We start from the raw sequence: 15,050 nt of genomic DNA on the forward strand, positions 1-15,050 counted from the left end.
CTTGACATATAGTGTAAATAAAGATAAACTATTTACTAGTTAATTAAATGGTTAAATACTAGTTAAGGAGTAACGATGAAAAAAAGAACATTTCTATTATTAGTGGTAGGTCTCTTGGTTCTTGTCTTAGGAGCATGTAGCCAAAAAGAAAAACAAGAAGCAAAAGGGATGAAGATTGTAACAAGTTTTTACCCAATCTATGCCATGGTCAAAGAGGTATCAGGTGACTTGAATGACGTACGGATGATTCAGTCAAGTAGTGGGATTCACTCCTTTGAACCGTCAGCAAATGACATTGCTGCTATCTATGATGCAGATGTCTTTGTCTACCATTCTCATACGCTCGAATCTTGGGCTGGAAGCCTAGATCCTAACTTGAAAAACTCAAAAGTTAAAGTTTTAGAAGCTTCTGAAGGAATGACCTTGGAGCGTGTACCGGGCTTAGAAGATGTAGAAGCTGGTGACGGCATCGATGAAAAAACACTCTACGACCCTCACACTTGGTTAGATCCAGAAAAAGCAGGTGAAGAAGCTCAGATTATCGCTGACAAACTTTCGGAGATTGATAGTTCTAATAAGGAAACGTATCAAAAGAATGCTAAAAACTTTATCGCTAAAGCCCAAGAATTGACTAAGAAGTACCAGCCTATTTTTGAAAAAGCGAGTCAAAAGACCTTTGTTACACAACACACAGCCTTTTCTTATCTCGCTAAACGCTTTGGTTTGAAACAACTTGGTATAGCAGGGATTTCCCCTGAACAAGAGCCAAGTCCGAGACAGTTGACAGAAATCCAAGAATTTGTCAAAACTTATAATGTCAAAACCATCTTTACTGAGAGCAATGCTTCTTCTAAAGTCGCTGAGACCTTGGTCAAATCAACAGGAGTTAGCCTAAAGACACTCAATCCTTTAGAAGCAGATCCTGAAAATGACAAAACTTACTTAGAAAATCTAGAAGAAAACATGAATGTTCTTGCAGAAGAATTAAAATGAGGAGATGATGAAAATGAAGAAGAAATACCTTGCAGCAGGATCGGCTCTTGTCCTTTCCCTAAGCCTTTGCATCTATGCATTGAACCAACACCAGGTAGAAGGAAACAAAGATAATAACCGTGTGTCTTATGTCAATGGGAAGCAAGACACTCAAAAAACAGAGACCCAGACACCAGATCAAGTTAGCAAAAAAGAAGATATTCAGGCTGAACAAATTGTTGTGAAAATTACCGATCAAGGTTATGTGACTTCACACGGTGATCATTTCCATTATTACAATGGTAAAGTTCCTTTTGACGCGATTTTCAGCGAAGAACTGTTGATGAAAGATGCCAATTATCAACTGAAAGACGCTGATATTGTCAACGAAATCAAAGGTGGTTACATTATCAAGGTGGATGGCAAGTATTATGTCTACCTTAAAGATGCGGCACATGCTGATAATGTTCGTACGAAGGACGAAATTGAACGCCAAAAACAAGGTCATACTCACGATGCACCAACTTCTAACAGTGCAGTGACACTTGCGCGATCACAAGGCCGTTATACTACCGACGATGGCTACATCTTTAATCCGTCTGATATTATAGAGGATACTGGTGATGCTTATATTGTCCCTCATGGTGGACATTATCACTATATCCCAAAGAGTTCCTTGTCTGCTAGCGAATTAGCTGCTGCCCAAGCCTACCTCTCTGGAACTAGAACTCAGCCGAGTGTGACTAACTATCGTCCTAGTCCAAACGCGACTGGTCAAACTACCAACCCAAGTCAACAGGCTGAAACACCAAGTAATCAAGCTGAGAGTCTTCAAACTCTATTGCAGCAACTCTATGCTCTTCCAAGTAGTCAACGTTATGCTGAATCAGATGGCTTGATTTTTGATCCTACTAAGATTTCAAGCAGAACACCAAGTGGCGTAGCGATTCCACACGGAAATCACTATCATTTCATCCCATATACAAAACTTTCTGCCTTGGAAGAAAAGATTGCGCGTATGATTCCTTTATCTAGCGATAGTGGGAAGCCAACACCTTTAGAAAATCCTAGCAAACCAGCAGAGCATCCAGCTCAACAAGATCATCATGACCAAGACGGTGACCATGGAAGTCAGGATACCAACCATGAAGAACATGACCATGATGGAGAGGAGCATGACCACCATCACGGCGAAGAACATGATCATGGTTTTGCAGCTGACCGTGTTATTAGTGAAGATGAACAAGGGTTTGTAGTTTCTCATGGAGATCACGCTCATTATTTCTTTAAGAAGGACTTGACTGCAGCCCAAATCAAAGCTGCCCAAGATCACTTGAAAGAAAATCATCAGCCGCAGCACGTTCAACCACTTGCAAAGACTGTGGAAAGTTTCTCAAGAGATGCTAGCGATGAAGAAAAAATCAAGTATATCTCACAGACCTATGGGGTTCCACTCGAAGCGATTCGCATTTCAAATGGATTCTTTGTCTTTGGAAATCCGGATCAAGCTTATGATCCAACCCATATCCATCCCTATGCTGTTCGAAAAGAACATGTTCGTATTCCTCTCCAAACTGGGAACCCAGAACTGGATTTCCTAAATGAACTGTATACAACTGCCCTACGTGATGGGGTATCTCCTTATAGTTTACAGGTAGAAAGTGGTAGTTTTGTGATTCCTCACGGAGACCACAATCACTACATCAAGGTTCAAACTAAGGGCTATGAAGTAGCTTTGAAAAATAAGATTCCGGCCCTACAATCGGCCTATCAACCTGGAGCATTTGATGAACAAACAGTTCTATCTAAGGTGGATCAACTGTTAGCAGATAGCAGAAGTCTCTACAAAGACCAGCCAATCATGCAGAGACGGGTTGAACTTGCTTTGGGGCAATTCACCGAAAATATGAAAAAACTGGCAACAAACTCAACTGCTGGATACCTAGCAGCCTTGGATCTCTTTGATAAACAGTATATCCATGTGGATCAAAGTATGGCACCGGTTGAAACTTCACCTTTAGATAAGAAGTATCAAGCCCTTGTAGATAAGATCAATACACTGGATACAGATACTTATGGCTTGCCTAAGAAAGATCTTTTGGTACATTTGCAGGAAGCAAAACTAGCACAGGATGAGACAGAGTTGACTGCGATTGAAGCGAAACTGCAGGCCTTGCAAGATTTCCGAGATCGGACAGGGGTTACAACAGTAGAGTACATCAAGTACTTCTACGAACATGTGTCTGATGGTCGTTTGAGAGAAGAACTTCGGAACCGTGTTGCCAAGTTGACATGGGAACTTTACCAGTCACAATCTTTCCTCAAAGCAACCGACTTGAACAAGTTATTCCCAACTATTTACCAAACTAAGTTAGAAGTAGAAGAAGCTCTCAAAGAAGAACCCGTTTCTACAAAAGTTGGTAAGACTATTCTAGATACGGAAAAAGTAGATAGTCAAACTGCTAAGACCGCCATCTATGAATTCCTAAAAGAACTCTACGGTGATTTTATGCCAGAAGAGCGGGTTAGTCATGTTAAGAAGGAAGAAGTGGATGCTCTCCTAACTAAAGCTGCTCAACTCCTAGCACGTGTCAAAGAAGATGGTGTCAAACAATCCCTAGCTGAAGAAGCAGCTAATATCAAAGCGGCTACTGAAAAGGAAAATGCAGACCTTGACGAAGCTAAAACACAACTTGAGGATCTCTTGAATCGTATTGCAGCGACTATCCAACGAGAGAAAAAAGAAGCAGAACAAGATCCACAAACGGTGATTATCTACCAAAAACTCTATAATATCTTGCTCTCTCTTCACAAGTACTTAGAGGATAACAAAGGAACCGATGCTGACTTTGAACGTGTTGATGCCCTATTTGATCAACTCGCAGCTAAAAGTAGTGATAAAGAAGGTCTCCTCACTCTAGCTAAAGATATCATTAGCTTGAACCAAGAACTTCGTTCAAAAGCAAGTGAAACTGACAGTCAATCTAAGTCTGAGAAAGGCAGTGAAACAACTGCTTCTCAATCAAGCGAAAAGCAAGAGAAAAGTGAGACTGAGCCAAGTGCTCAACCAAACGAATAAAAAGAAAGACGAAGTAGCTGAGCTACCTCGTCTTTTTTAGTCTTTATAAGCTACAATACCAATGATGGTATCCACCGCATGCTCCATAGTTTGAAGACTCACGTATTCAAAACGTCCATGCATGTTTTCACCACCAGCAAAGATATTAGGAGTTGGGATCCCCATAAAGGAAATCTTAGACCCATCTGTTCCACCACGAATTGGTTCGATAATTGGCGTGATTCCCAGATCCTCCATTACGGCTTTGGCAATGGTTACAGGAGTCATGTCTTTCTCAATGACTTCCTTCATATTGTAGTACTGGTCTGTCAGAGTTAAGGTCACGCGATTATTCCCAAGCTCTTGATTCATCTTGTCAGCGATGGCTTGCATAGCTGCTTTACGAGCTTCAAAGGCATCTTTTTCAAAGTCACGGATGATGTAGCTTGCACGCGCCTCCTCGACACTACCTGTCACATCCATAAGATGATAGAAACCTTGATAACCATCTGTCAGCTCTGGTCGGTCATTCTCTGGAAGTTGATTATGAAAATCAATCGCTAGCTGAAGGGCATTGACCATCTGTCCTTTAGCAGTACCAGGGTGAACATTGCGCCCTTGGAAATGCAATTCAGCACCAGCTGCTGAGAAAGTTTCATACTGAAGCTCACCTAGCGGACCACCATCAACAGTATAGGCAAAGTCAACGTTAAAGTCTTCAGCATCAAATTTGTTAGCTCCAACACCGATTTCTTCATCTGGTCCAAAACCAACTCGAATCTCACAGTGTTTGATTTCGGGATGAGCAGTCAGATATTCAATAGCAGTCATAATTTCAGCAATCCCTGACTTGTCATCAGCACCCAGCAAGGTCGTGCCATCAGTTGTGATAAGCGTTTGGCCTGGATATTTCTCAAGGCTCTTGAAATCAGCAGGATCGAGTTTAAATCCAGAATCACCCAAGTCGATAACTCCACCATCGTAATTTTCAATGACTTGCGGATTAACTCCCTCAGCATTAAAATCAGCAGTATCCATGTGGGAGATGAAGCCAATCTTGCGTGTAAGGCTGGGATCATTAGCTGGTAAGGTACCAATAGCAAAACCATTTGGAAGGTAGTAGACGTTTTGCAGACCGACACGTTTCATTTCGGGAATAAGAACATTGGTCGCAAAATCTACCTGGTTTTGCGTACTTGGAGTAGTAGTAGAGTGTTCATCAGAACGCGTATTGACCTTAACGTAGGTCAAAAAACGATCTAAAAGGTTCGGATAAGTCATAAAAACTCCTTTAACAATCATAAAATAGAATGCAAACTTCGGGAAATGCCTCATTCTGAAAATTTCACGAATTTTGAAAAAATATAATAATTCAAATTCAATAGACTTTTAAATGAAATCTTGGATATTTTAGATTAAAATATATGCATTGATATTTTATGAGATTTTTTTATTCTTTTTTCATTTTACCATAGAATAGTTTGAAAGACAAAGAAGAATCATACTCTTTTATTAATTAACATAATATAAAAATAATCATATTAATTGACACTGCGTGAACTTTATTGTACAATTATCTTGTAAATGTCCTAGATTGATATAGTAACAATATTAGTACATTCTAGTTAAGGAGAATAAAATGAACATTCGCTTCGATTTTAAGAAAGTTCAAATTATTGCGCGCCGTTTAGTTACACTGTTAGCTATTCTCTTTTTGTGTGCTCCGATAAGCCTGTTAAATGCTGATTCTACTACAGAACCTCAGACAACCCTTCATAAAACAATTACTCCGATATCGGGACAGGATGACAAGTATGAGTTGTCATTGGATATCACTTCCAAACTGGGAACGGAGACCCAAACGGATCCCTTGGATGTTGTTTTAGTAGCAGACCTCTCAGGAAGTATGCAGAATCAGGATGTCCAATCTTTTGATGGACGGACGATCAGTCGGATTGACGCATTGAAAAATACTCTAAGAGGAACAAATGGTCGTAAGGGCTTAATTGATACCATTCTATCCAATTCTAATAACCGTTTATCTATGGTAGGATTTGGTGGGAAAATTGACAATAAAAAGAATGATCAGTATTGGGATGGAAATAAATGGAGACTTTTTAGACCATACTGGCCCTATGAACGGATGACAAAATACTATGATGGCGTTTCACCATGGGATGATGCTAACACGATTTTAGGATGGAGTAACAATGCTCGTGCTGCTAAAACAGCGGTATACAACATGAGTATTGCAGGAGGTAATTCCATTGGTACTGAGTCAGGTATTGGTACCGGGACCAATATTGGGGCTGGATTAACCTTGGCCAACCAGTTAATGGGAAGTGCAAGATCTAATGCTAAGAAAGTCGTTATTTTGCTTTCAGATGGCTTTGCGAATATGGTCTACGATGCCAATGGTTACACTATATATAACTACAATAACGAGGATCCTAATATCGAAACAGCTCCCCAGTGGTTTTGGGATAGATTAAATAATAATTTAAATAGTCTATCATATAGCTTGGCTCCAACACTTGATGGTTTCTATTCGATTAAATTTCGTTATTCAAACAATGTCGACAGTATTACCAGTCTGCAATATTATATGAGGCAACATAATGCCTCCATTCCAAATGAAATATTCTCTGCAAATGATGAAGACCAGTTACAAGACAGTTTCAAAGATATCACTGATAAGATTCTGCCACTGGGAATCCACCACGTGACCATCAAAGATGTTCTTTCTAAGTATGTTCAGCTATTACCGAACGGATCGTCAGAGTTTCGTGTAGTGAAAGAAAAGGATGGTAGTAGTGAAACATTAACCGAAGAGCAGGTAACTTTTGATACCAAGACAACGTCAGAAGGATTAGTGGAAGTTACGGCTAACTTTTCTCCGAATTATTCCTTAGAAGATGGGGCTAGATATGTCCTCAAATTCACTGTTACATCTAGTCAAGATGCTCTGGATGCCATTGCTGGTGATAAAAAACTAGAGGCTGGTGATGCTGAAGGTTCTGATGTCAATAAACTCTACTCCAATAAAGGTGCCAGTGTCACTTATTCCTATGGAATAGGCACCTCCCAAACCAAGACCAAAGAATACTCTGATAACCCAACCTTTAAACCCTCAGATCCATTAACGGTACCAGTTGAAGTTGAATGGCAAGGTGTGACGGGTGCGAGAACTGTTATTACAGCTGATCAACCGAGTAATGTTGAGCTGAAACTGGTTCAAAAGAACAAGAACGGAGGTCCTGATAATCAAGACTATCGAAAGACCAATGTGAATGTTAGTAAAAACGTATCTAATGAAACGAGGAACTTTGAAAAAGTTGCCAAAGGATATCAATACGATTTAATTGCACCGGACGTCCCCGCCTTTACCAAAGAAATAAAAAATGTTGGTACAGAATCTAAACCATCCTTTAAGGTAATCTATAAACAATTGCCAAGTCTGACGATTAAGAAAGTGTTGGAAGCCGAAAATAACTTGAACAAAGAGTTTAGGATTAAGGTAAAACTAACCTCACCTGATTCTAAACCATTGAATGGAACTTTCGGTGAGATAACTGTTGTGAATGGTGAAGCGGAGATCCGTGTCGAAAAACGAAAACGTTGGGAAGGTATTCTAAGCTATCTTCCTCGAGGAACCCATTACAAGGTTGAAGAAGAAGCGGCATCAACGAACGGTTACCACGTTACATATGAGAATCAAGAGGGCGATCTGAATAAAGACGAAACCAGTATTGTCACGAATCACAAGCTTCCAAGTTTATCAGTTACAAAAAAGGTTACGGGTGTATTTGCCAACCTATTAAAATCCTTCAAGATTACCATTAACATTAGGGATGCTCAGAATAGTCCACTGAATGGAACCTATACTGCAACGGTAAATAATAAAAGAACCCCTCTGCAATTTACGAATGGTCGAGCATCTATAGATCTCAACAAAGATCAAACCATAAAAATTTATGGGCTACCACTCGATAGTCACTATACCGTAGAAGAGGAATCAAACTCTTCGCGTGGATATCAGGTATCTTATGAAAATCAAGAAGGCAAGCTAGATGGGGATAAGTCCGCGACAGTCACGAATAATAAGAATAGCGTACCTGAAACCGGAGTTGACTTCCTCAGCAGTACACTCATGTTAGGAATAATCCTTCCTCTAGGAGGTATCTTCTTTACAATCCTACTCGGCTATCTAGTGGTACATAGGAGAAAATAATGCTACTTAAAAAGAAACATAAGAAAACAGTAACACAAGTCAATCGGGATAAGTCTCCGCCGAGTGTATGGGGAGATATCCTCTACTTAGTCAGTAAGCTTCTGATGGTTGGGTTTGTACTGGCCACCCTTTACTTTTTTGTCTTTGGACTATTGAGATACAATGACGATGGCATGAAGCCAGCCTTAAAAGATGGCGACTTGGTTGTCTACTATAGGCTTGATAAACGTTATTCGATTGGTGACCTGCTCGTCTATAGTTATAAGGGCAAGGAAAGAGTGGCGCGTGTCATAGCAACCGAAGGAAGTACGATCGATATAAACGAAAATGGTCTCATCATCAACGGTTCTCCTCAACAAGAGCAGGATATCTACAAAGAAACGCTGCTCTATAAGGAAGGGGCTACCTTCCCAATGAAAGTCCCAGCAGGACAACTCTTTGTCCTCGGGGACAATCGAACAACGGCTGTAGATAGTCGTGCTTTTGGAACCATTCCTATACAGGATACCCATGGCAAGGTGGTAACAGTCCTAAGGCGACGGGGCTTTTGATGACAGTTTATGAAAAAAGAAATTTAAAAATAAAAGGAATAATCATGAAAAAAACATTTTTGAAAAAATTAGTTACTGCAAGTATTGCAGCTGTAACCGCCTTGTCGGTCTTTAGAGGAGTGCCAACATTTGCGGATGATAATGATGTGGCAACTGCCAAAGCAAATGGTGAAACAAGTGCAAAAGTAGCTATTAATAAGGTGTTGAATATTGCGGAAGGAATTACAACACCTGAAGCAACTTTTACATTTACTTTCACCCCAAAAACTGGTACATCATCAAATGGTGCACCTTATGAAACGATTTCTGATTCAAATGGAAAAATAGCTGCAAAGAATGTAGTTTATTCTAAAAGTGATCTTTTGCAACCAAATCAAACTAGTATTAAGAAAGATACTGGAAATATTTTCGAAAGCGTAACCTACACACACGCCGGAGAATATGTTTATACTGTAGCAGAAACTCAAAATGTTGGTTGGGCACAAATTCTGAAAAATAGCGTACCAATTGATTCTATGACATATGATAATCGTAGCTATGAAATGCACGTTATTGTAAAAAATAAGCAAAGCTCAGGTGTTTATATTTCATCTGTATATTTCAAACTAGTGTCTACAAGTTCTACTGCTAAAGTAAAACCATCTGAGAAGGGCGAACTTTATAAATATGATTTATTTGTAAATACTTACAGGAAAAATGCGGGTAAAATCACAAATCCAAATGAACCAACACCAAATAAACCTAAACCAGAAAATTTCAATCCAGGCGCAAAATCTTTAGTAATCAAAAAATTGGTAGAAGGTGATTCGGCTGATAAAACAAAAGACTTTACCTTTAAGTTAACTTTTACAAAAGCTTCAACAGACGATCAAGGTACATTTGTCGGACAAGTTGGTTCCACATCTTATACATTTGAGAATGGGAAAGAAAAAACAATTACCCTTCACCATGATCAATCTTTGGTATTTGACAATCTACCTGCAGGTACTCGCTATAAACTAGTTGAATCAGGATCTCAAGGTTATAAAGCAACAGCCTCATATAATGAAAATGGAGTTATAAGGAATCAAACGGGTACAGCTTCAGCTGATTTTACTCAAACTAGTATTTTAGTCGGTGAAAAACCAAACGATAACACTATCACAAATAGCTTACCAGACGTTACCCCTACTGGTCTCTTGATTGACAACCTTCCTTTCATCTTGATGATTGGTCTTGGTTTGGCTGGATTTGTTGTTTTGTCTAAAAAACGCAGACAAGCTTAAGCAAGTGGTTTGACCGATGAAAATCAAGCGTGAGAAACCCAAAAGGAGTTTGTCTAGGCGTCTGGTACTTGCTGTAGATGCATTGATGAATCATATCTTGCTCCTCTTGACAGCCTTAGTCTTTCTCTTTGGTTTCTACGCCCTCTGGGATGCCAATCAGGTTTATTCTCAGGCTTCATCAAGTGAGTATGAGGCCTATAGACCTGTTAGTACCAGTGAGAAGGATGAGCTTGCTAGTTTTTCTGGCTTTCACAAGCTACAGCAAGTCAATCCAGAGGTTCTCGGTTGGATCAATGTCTATGGCACCAATATCGACTATCCCTTAGTTCAAGCCAAAGACAATGAAAAATACCTGAACAAGGATTCCAAGGGAGAATTTGCAGCTACAGGGGCTATTTTCCTTGAGGCTCGAAATGAATCCAAGTTCGAAGACTTTAATACCATCATCTACGGACACCATGTAGAAAATGGGGTTATGTTTGGAGATGTAGCAAAGTTTTCTGATAAGGAATTTTTTGACCAGCATCGCTACGGTAGTATTTACTATAATGGCGTTGAAAAAGGTCTTGAGATCTTTGAGATGCTCGAGGTAGACGCCTATGACTTTAACATCTACGATCCAGGTATTAATGGAGATGATCGGCGCCAAGAATATATCGACCACTTACTCTCGGTTGCCATCCACAAGCGGGATATTACACTGGGGCCAAATGACCATATCATCCTTCTCAGTACCTGTTTCCTAGACGTAACAAATGGGAGACATATCGTAGTTGCCAAGATTACGGATACGGTTCCAAAGAACACCTTCCATACGAAAAAATCAAAACCATTCCCATACAGTGTCTTTGATGATTCGTCGCTCGGACGATTTCTCTCATCGATTCCTTTGTGGATATGGTACATCATCTTGTTTATCTTGCTCTTGCTATTGATCTTCTTGCTCATCATCCTCTACTTGATCTTGCGTCGTAGAAGAGAAGCAAAGGAAGAAGGAGCAGATACCATTACTGACTAAACTACCAATAAAAGAGAAAGGGACAGCCTCTCTTGCTCTTTTATTTTCAAGGCTAGAAAGGAGAAAGAAGGAAATATGAAAACAAATACGAGTCGCAAAATTATAAAGGTCATTCTCTCCCTCTTTCTAGCTTTTTTCTGCCTTTTTACAGCTGATAGAGCTCTTGCGAGCGACTACGATCATTATAATCCCATTGAAAAGGATGCCAGCAGTACGGGCTTTGAAACCTTGCAGCATCTCAACAAGGATGTTTGTGGTTGGATTAGCCTCGATGGGACCAAGGTAGACTATCCCCTCTTGCAGAGTCAGGACAATGTCAAATACCTTGACCGAAATGCCTTTGGTGATTATACTGTGTCAGGTTCTATATTCCTAGACTATCGTTTCAATCCCAACTTTACTGACTTTAATACCATCATCTATGGTCACTCCATGGCTTCTGGAGCTATGTTTGGGGAGATCCAAAAATTTGCGGATCAAAATTTTTTTGAAAAGCATCGCTATGGTTCTATCTACTACAATGGTCGTGAACGTGGTCTTGAGATATTTGGGATTTTAGAAGTGGATGCCTATGACACGGAGATTTACCGAACTTTGAGTTCCAACGATGAGGAACACCAGGCCTACTATCAATATTTGCTAAGCAAAGCCAAATACAAGCGAGATGTTTCCTTGACTTCAACGGATAAGATTGTTTTATTAAGCACCTGTTTCCTTAACATAACTAATGGACGACATATCCTTTTAGCTAAAATAACGGATGCGCCGGTAAAAGTAGCACAGGATAAGAGTGGGGAAGCAGTAGGAACACGGTATTTTGATCACGGAATTCCCAGCCATTGGATTTACATCCTAGCCTTCCTACTCCTGATTATCGTTATTTTACTCCTTGTCGTTATCATCCTAATCATAAGGCGAGATAGAAAGACAAAAGAACAAAAGAAATAGTAGACGTCGGAAGCGTTTACTATTTCTTTCTTTCATGATAGAATAGATAGTGAAAATAATAACATAAGGATGATAACATGAAAAGAGCCATATTAATGATGACCTTTGGATCTCCAGAGGAGATTAGTTTTGAAGGAGTAGCAGAATTCTTTACAAACATTCGTCGTGGAGTTAGACCCCAAGATCACGAGATTCAGACTCTCTATGACAACTATGTCCTTATCGGTGGGACGCCCTTGCAGCGGATTACACGTGAGGAGGTTGATTTAGTTAAGGAACGTTTAGGCGAGGAGTACGGTATCTACTTTGCCAACAAATTTTCTCGTCCCTTTATTCCAGACGTGATCAAGCAGATGGAAGCAGATGGTGTTGAAGAATGTATCTGCTTGATTTTGGAACCTCATTATTCTTTTTACTCAGTCATGGGGTATGAAAAGTTTCTGGAAAGCCAGCAGATCCGATTTTTAGTCATTAAGGACTGGTATCAACAACAGCCTTTGCTGGACTTCTGGACAGATGAGATTAGAAAAATTTTACGAAATGAGGTGGGAGAAGAGTCTTTCAAGGTAATCTTTTCAGCCCACAGTGTTCCCATTTTTGCCTTAGACTATGGAGATCCATATATCGATCAGATTTTCGATAATAGCAAGCTAATTGCTGAACAACTCGGCCTAACAGCCGACCAGTATACCAATACTTGGCAGAGCGAAAGCGATATTGGAATCCCTTGGATTAAGCCAGATGTCTTAGAATATTTACGAGAACAAAAGCAACATCCAGAGCATTATATTTTTGTCCCGATTAGTTTTATCAGTGAGCACATTGAAGTCTTGTTTGACAACGATGTAGAATGTTATGAGTTGTGTCAAGAATTAGGTGTCACCTATCATCGCCCACCTATGCCCAATACAGATAGCCGTTTAATTGACGCTTTAGTTGCTACTGTACGAGCCAATGAAGACAAAGAATTTAAAGCTTTTCTCCCAGAAGAAGAAACCTTCGATGAGTTAGCGCCTTCGGCAACTACAAAGGACATCATGGAGGAGACAGACGACCTTCAGATGCCAGAATTTGTCAAAAAACTCATTGAGAAAAAAGGCCGTGAAAATGTGAAGATGCCTTACTTGATTAAGAAAATGCTCGAAAAGGCTGGGAAGTTACCAAAAGAGTAAAGAAAAAAGGATTTAGCTTTAAGCTAAATCCTTTATCTGTTTTATTTTTTCTCAAGAAGAGCTTTGATTTCTTGAAGAACTTCAAGTTCAGTTGGAGCAGCAGGTGCTTCCTCAACCACTTCCTCTTTCTTACGAAGGTTTTGCGCTTTTTCCATAGCTTTAATAACGAAGAAAAGCACAGTACCTACAACGAGAAAGTTGATAATAGCACTCAAGAATTTACCATATGTAACACCATTCCATGCAAGCTCAGCGATGTTTTGTACTTTCGCAGCTTCCAAAGCTGGGTTCAATAGAAGTGGAGTGATGATATCGTTAACAAATGAAGTAACGATAGCACCAAATGCAGAGGCAATGATCACACCGACAGCAAGGTCAACGACATTACCACGAAGCAAAAATTCTTTAAGATCCTTTAACATTTTCATAAATTCCTTTCCTAATTTTCTAATTTATTATATCCTAAATTGTGACAAAAAGCAACTTGAACGCTCAAAGTGGTCAGTTGTTCCCTTTAAAAATATAGATTTTACTGAAAATATAGTTTAAAATGATGATCAAGATTTGTGCTAGAATAGTTTCAATCGTATTAACCCTATCTATATTAAATTCGACAAACTGGCCAATAATGTCAGGAAAGGTTGTAACAAAGATATAAGTTAAAAGAACGTCAAGACCAAGAGTAGAAAGACGAGCTAAGAAAAACTTAGCCAGGCGGGTTGGCCAATTCCTTCTCTCTTGTTTAAAGACGATTGTATCATTTGTGAGAAAGGCAAAGAGAATCCCGATAATATTAGCGAGGGCAGTTGCGAGGATTTCCTGGTGGCTGATATGGTAAATAACCAAACGCGATACAATAGAAACCAGAGTAGTAGCACTACCAAAAAATAGGTAGGAGAGAATCTCGTTATCAAAGAAAGCTTTTATTAGTCTTTTCATGATTTTAGTATAGCATAAAGCGGGCTAATGTGCTATACTAGTAAGGTTGATAACCTCAACCCTTGGTGCTTAGCTTCTTTCACCAAGCATATTTTACGCGGGAAACCGCCAAAGGAGAAAACATGAAAAATTTAACTGTTCGTGACATGGCAGATATTGCTATTGTTGCTGCTATTTATGTGGTTTTGACTATTACACCACCAATCAATGTTCTTAGTTTTGGGGCGTATCAGTTCCGTATTTCAGAAATGTTGAATTTCTTGGCATTTTACAACCCTAAATACATCATTGGTGTGACGATTGGTTGCATGATTGCTAACTTATTTAGTACTTTTGGTATGATTGATGTCTTTGTCGGCGGGGGATCTACTCTAGTTTTCCTTAGTCTAGGTGTTTGGCTTTTTAGCAAGTATAAGAAAGACTATTTGTTCAATGGTTTGATTCGAAAAGACCATTTCTTCTTTTCAATCCTCTTCTCCATTTCAATGATTACCATTGCAGCTGAACTTCATATCTTGACAGAAGCTCCCTTCTTTTTCACATGGTTCTCTACTGGAATTGGTGAGTTTGCATCACTTATCGTGGGAGCGATTTTGATTGGTAAACTGGGACAGCGAATCGATCTAACAAAATAAGAAGTTTATAAGCTAGATTCTTGCTAAATCTAGCTTTTTTCATTCCATAAAATTAAAAGAGAGCGCTTGACAAGAACATAGAACTATAGTATACTTTTTAGGTAAGCTGATTTAGCTCAGTTGGCAGAGCGCATCCATGGTAAGGATGAGGTCGCCGGTTCAATCCCGGCAATTAGCATGATAGAAACGAAATAACCTTGGGAAACCAAGGTTATTCTTGTACACTTGTATAAATGAAGTTAAAGCGTTTTGGCTGTTGAC

General features: G+C 39.5%; 12 protein-coding genes, 1 tRNA gene and 1 riboswitch. Of the genes, 10 read left to right on the forward strand and 3 right to left on the reverse strand.

The genetic code is table 11. From position 1 onward, the window contains the following. Window positions 1–75: 75 nt before the first annotated feature. Window positions 76–993, forward strand: a complete 918-nt coding sequence (locus B7720_RS07775) for a metal ABC transporter substrate-binding protein (RefSeq protein ID WP_084857380.1) — start codon at window positions 76–78, stop codon at window positions 991–993. Between the two features lie 13 nt (window positions 994–1,006). Further along, the gene (locus tag B7720_RS07780; RefSeq protein ID WP_084857383.1) at window positions 1,007–4,051 is read left to right on the forward strand and encodes a pneumococcal-type histidine triad protein; all 3,045 of its coding nucleotides are present in this window, start codon (window positions 1,007–1,009) and stop codon (window positions 4,049–4,051) included. 36 nt (window positions 4,052–4,087) lie between these two features. On the opposite strand, the gene pepT is transcribed toward B7720_RS07780, so the two are convergent. After that, window positions 4,088–5,311, reverse strand: a complete 1,224-nt coding sequence (gene pepT, locus B7720_RS07785) for a peptidase T (RefSeq protein ID WP_084857385.1) — start codon at window positions 5,309–5,311, stop codon at window positions 4,088–4,090. A 358-nt stretch (window positions 5,312–5,669) separates the two neighbouring features. Here pepT and pitA point away from each other — a divergent pair, with 358 nt between their 5' ends. The 6 genes from pitA (at window position 5,670) to hemH (ending at window position 13,215) form a co-directional block, all read left to right on the forward strand. Further along, the gene (pitA, locus tag B7720_RS07790) at window positions 5,670–8,261 is read left to right on the forward strand and encodes a PI-2 pilus tip adhesin PitA (RefSeq protein WP_084857387.1); all 2,592 of its coding nucleotides are present in this window, start codon (window positions 5,670–5,672) and stop codon (window positions 8,259–8,261) included. Further along, entirely contained in the window at window positions 8,261–8,812 is a 552-nt protein-coding gene (gene sipA / locus B7720_RS07795; protein ID WP_000924790.1) for a PI-2 pilus system signal peptidase SipA, read from the forward strand. Before pitA ends, sipA begins: the two co-directional genes overlap by 1 nt. Beyond that, the gene (locus B7720_RS07800) at window positions 8,812–10,077 is read left to right on the forward strand and encodes a DUF7601 domain-containing protein (protein WP_025171805.1); all 1,266 of its coding nucleotides are present in this window, start codon (window positions 8,812–8,814) and stop codon (window positions 10,075–10,077) included. The genes sipA and B7720_RS07800 overlap by 1 nt, the downstream gene beginning before the upstream one ends. 16 nt (window positions 10,078–10,093) lie before the next feature. After that, window positions 10,094–11,095, forward strand: coding sequence for a PI-2 pilus system class B sortase SrtG1 (srtB, locus tag B7720_RS07805; RefSeq protein ID WP_000695090.1), 1,002 nt, complete (start codon window positions 10,094–10,096; stop codon window positions 11,093–11,095). Window positions 11,096–11,170: 75 nt separating this feature from the next. Then, complete coding sequence (srtB, locus tag B7720_RS07810) at window positions 11,171–12,043, forward strand: PI-2 pilus system class B sortase SrtG2 (protein ID WP_142358711.1); 873 nt, start codon at window positions 11,171–11,173, stop codon at window positions 12,041–12,043. A gap of 77 nt (window positions 12,044–12,120) precedes the next feature. Next, entirely contained in the window at window positions 12,121–13,215 is a 1,095-nt protein-coding gene (gene hemH / locus B7720_RS07815) for a ferrochelatase (RefSeq protein ID WP_084857389.1), read from the forward strand. 41 nt (window positions 13,216–13,256) lie between these two features. Here hemH and mscL read toward each other — a convergent pair whose 3' ends face one another. Both mscL and B7720_RS07825 read right to left on the reverse strand, forming a co-directional pair. Next, window positions 13,257–13,637, reverse strand: coding sequence for a large conductance mechanosensitive channel protein MscL (mscL, locus tag B7720_RS07820; RefSeq protein ID WP_000910206.1), 381 nt, complete (start codon window positions 13,635–13,637; stop codon window positions 13,257–13,259). Between the two features lie 79 nt (window positions 13,638–13,716). Beyond that, window positions 13,717–14,154: a GtrA family protein gene (locus B7720_RS07825; RefSeq protein ID WP_070800312.1), complete on the reverse strand. Its 438-nt coding sequence runs from the start codon at window positions 14,152–14,154 to the stop codon at window positions 13,717–13,719. A gap of 28 nt (window positions 14,155–14,182) precedes the next feature. Beyond that, a riboswitch (PreQ1 riboswitch) is annotated at window positions 14,183–14,279 on the forward strand. Between B7720_RS07825 and B7720_RS07830 the strand changes: the two genes are divergently transcribed. Both B7720_RS07830 and B7720_RS07835 read left to right on the forward strand, forming a co-directional pair. Beyond that, on the forward strand, window positions 14,277–14,789 hold the full coding sequence (locus B7720_RS07830; protein ID WP_042902307.1) for a QueT transporter family protein: 513 nt from the start codon (window positions 14,277–14,279) through the stop codon (window positions 14,787–14,789). Its footprint overlaps the riboswitch before it by 3 nt. A 105-nt stretch (window positions 14,790–14,894) precedes the next feature. Beyond that, window positions 14,895–14,967 (forward strand) — tRNA-Thr (locus tag B7720_RS07835). Window positions 14,968–15,050: the final 83 nt, after the last annotated feature.

Origin of the sequence: Streptococcus oralis subsp. oralis (assembly GCF_002096455.1) — a bacterium.
Lineage (GTDB): Bacteria > Bacillota > Bacilli > Lactobacillales > Streptococcaceae > Streptococcus > Streptococcus oralis_CY.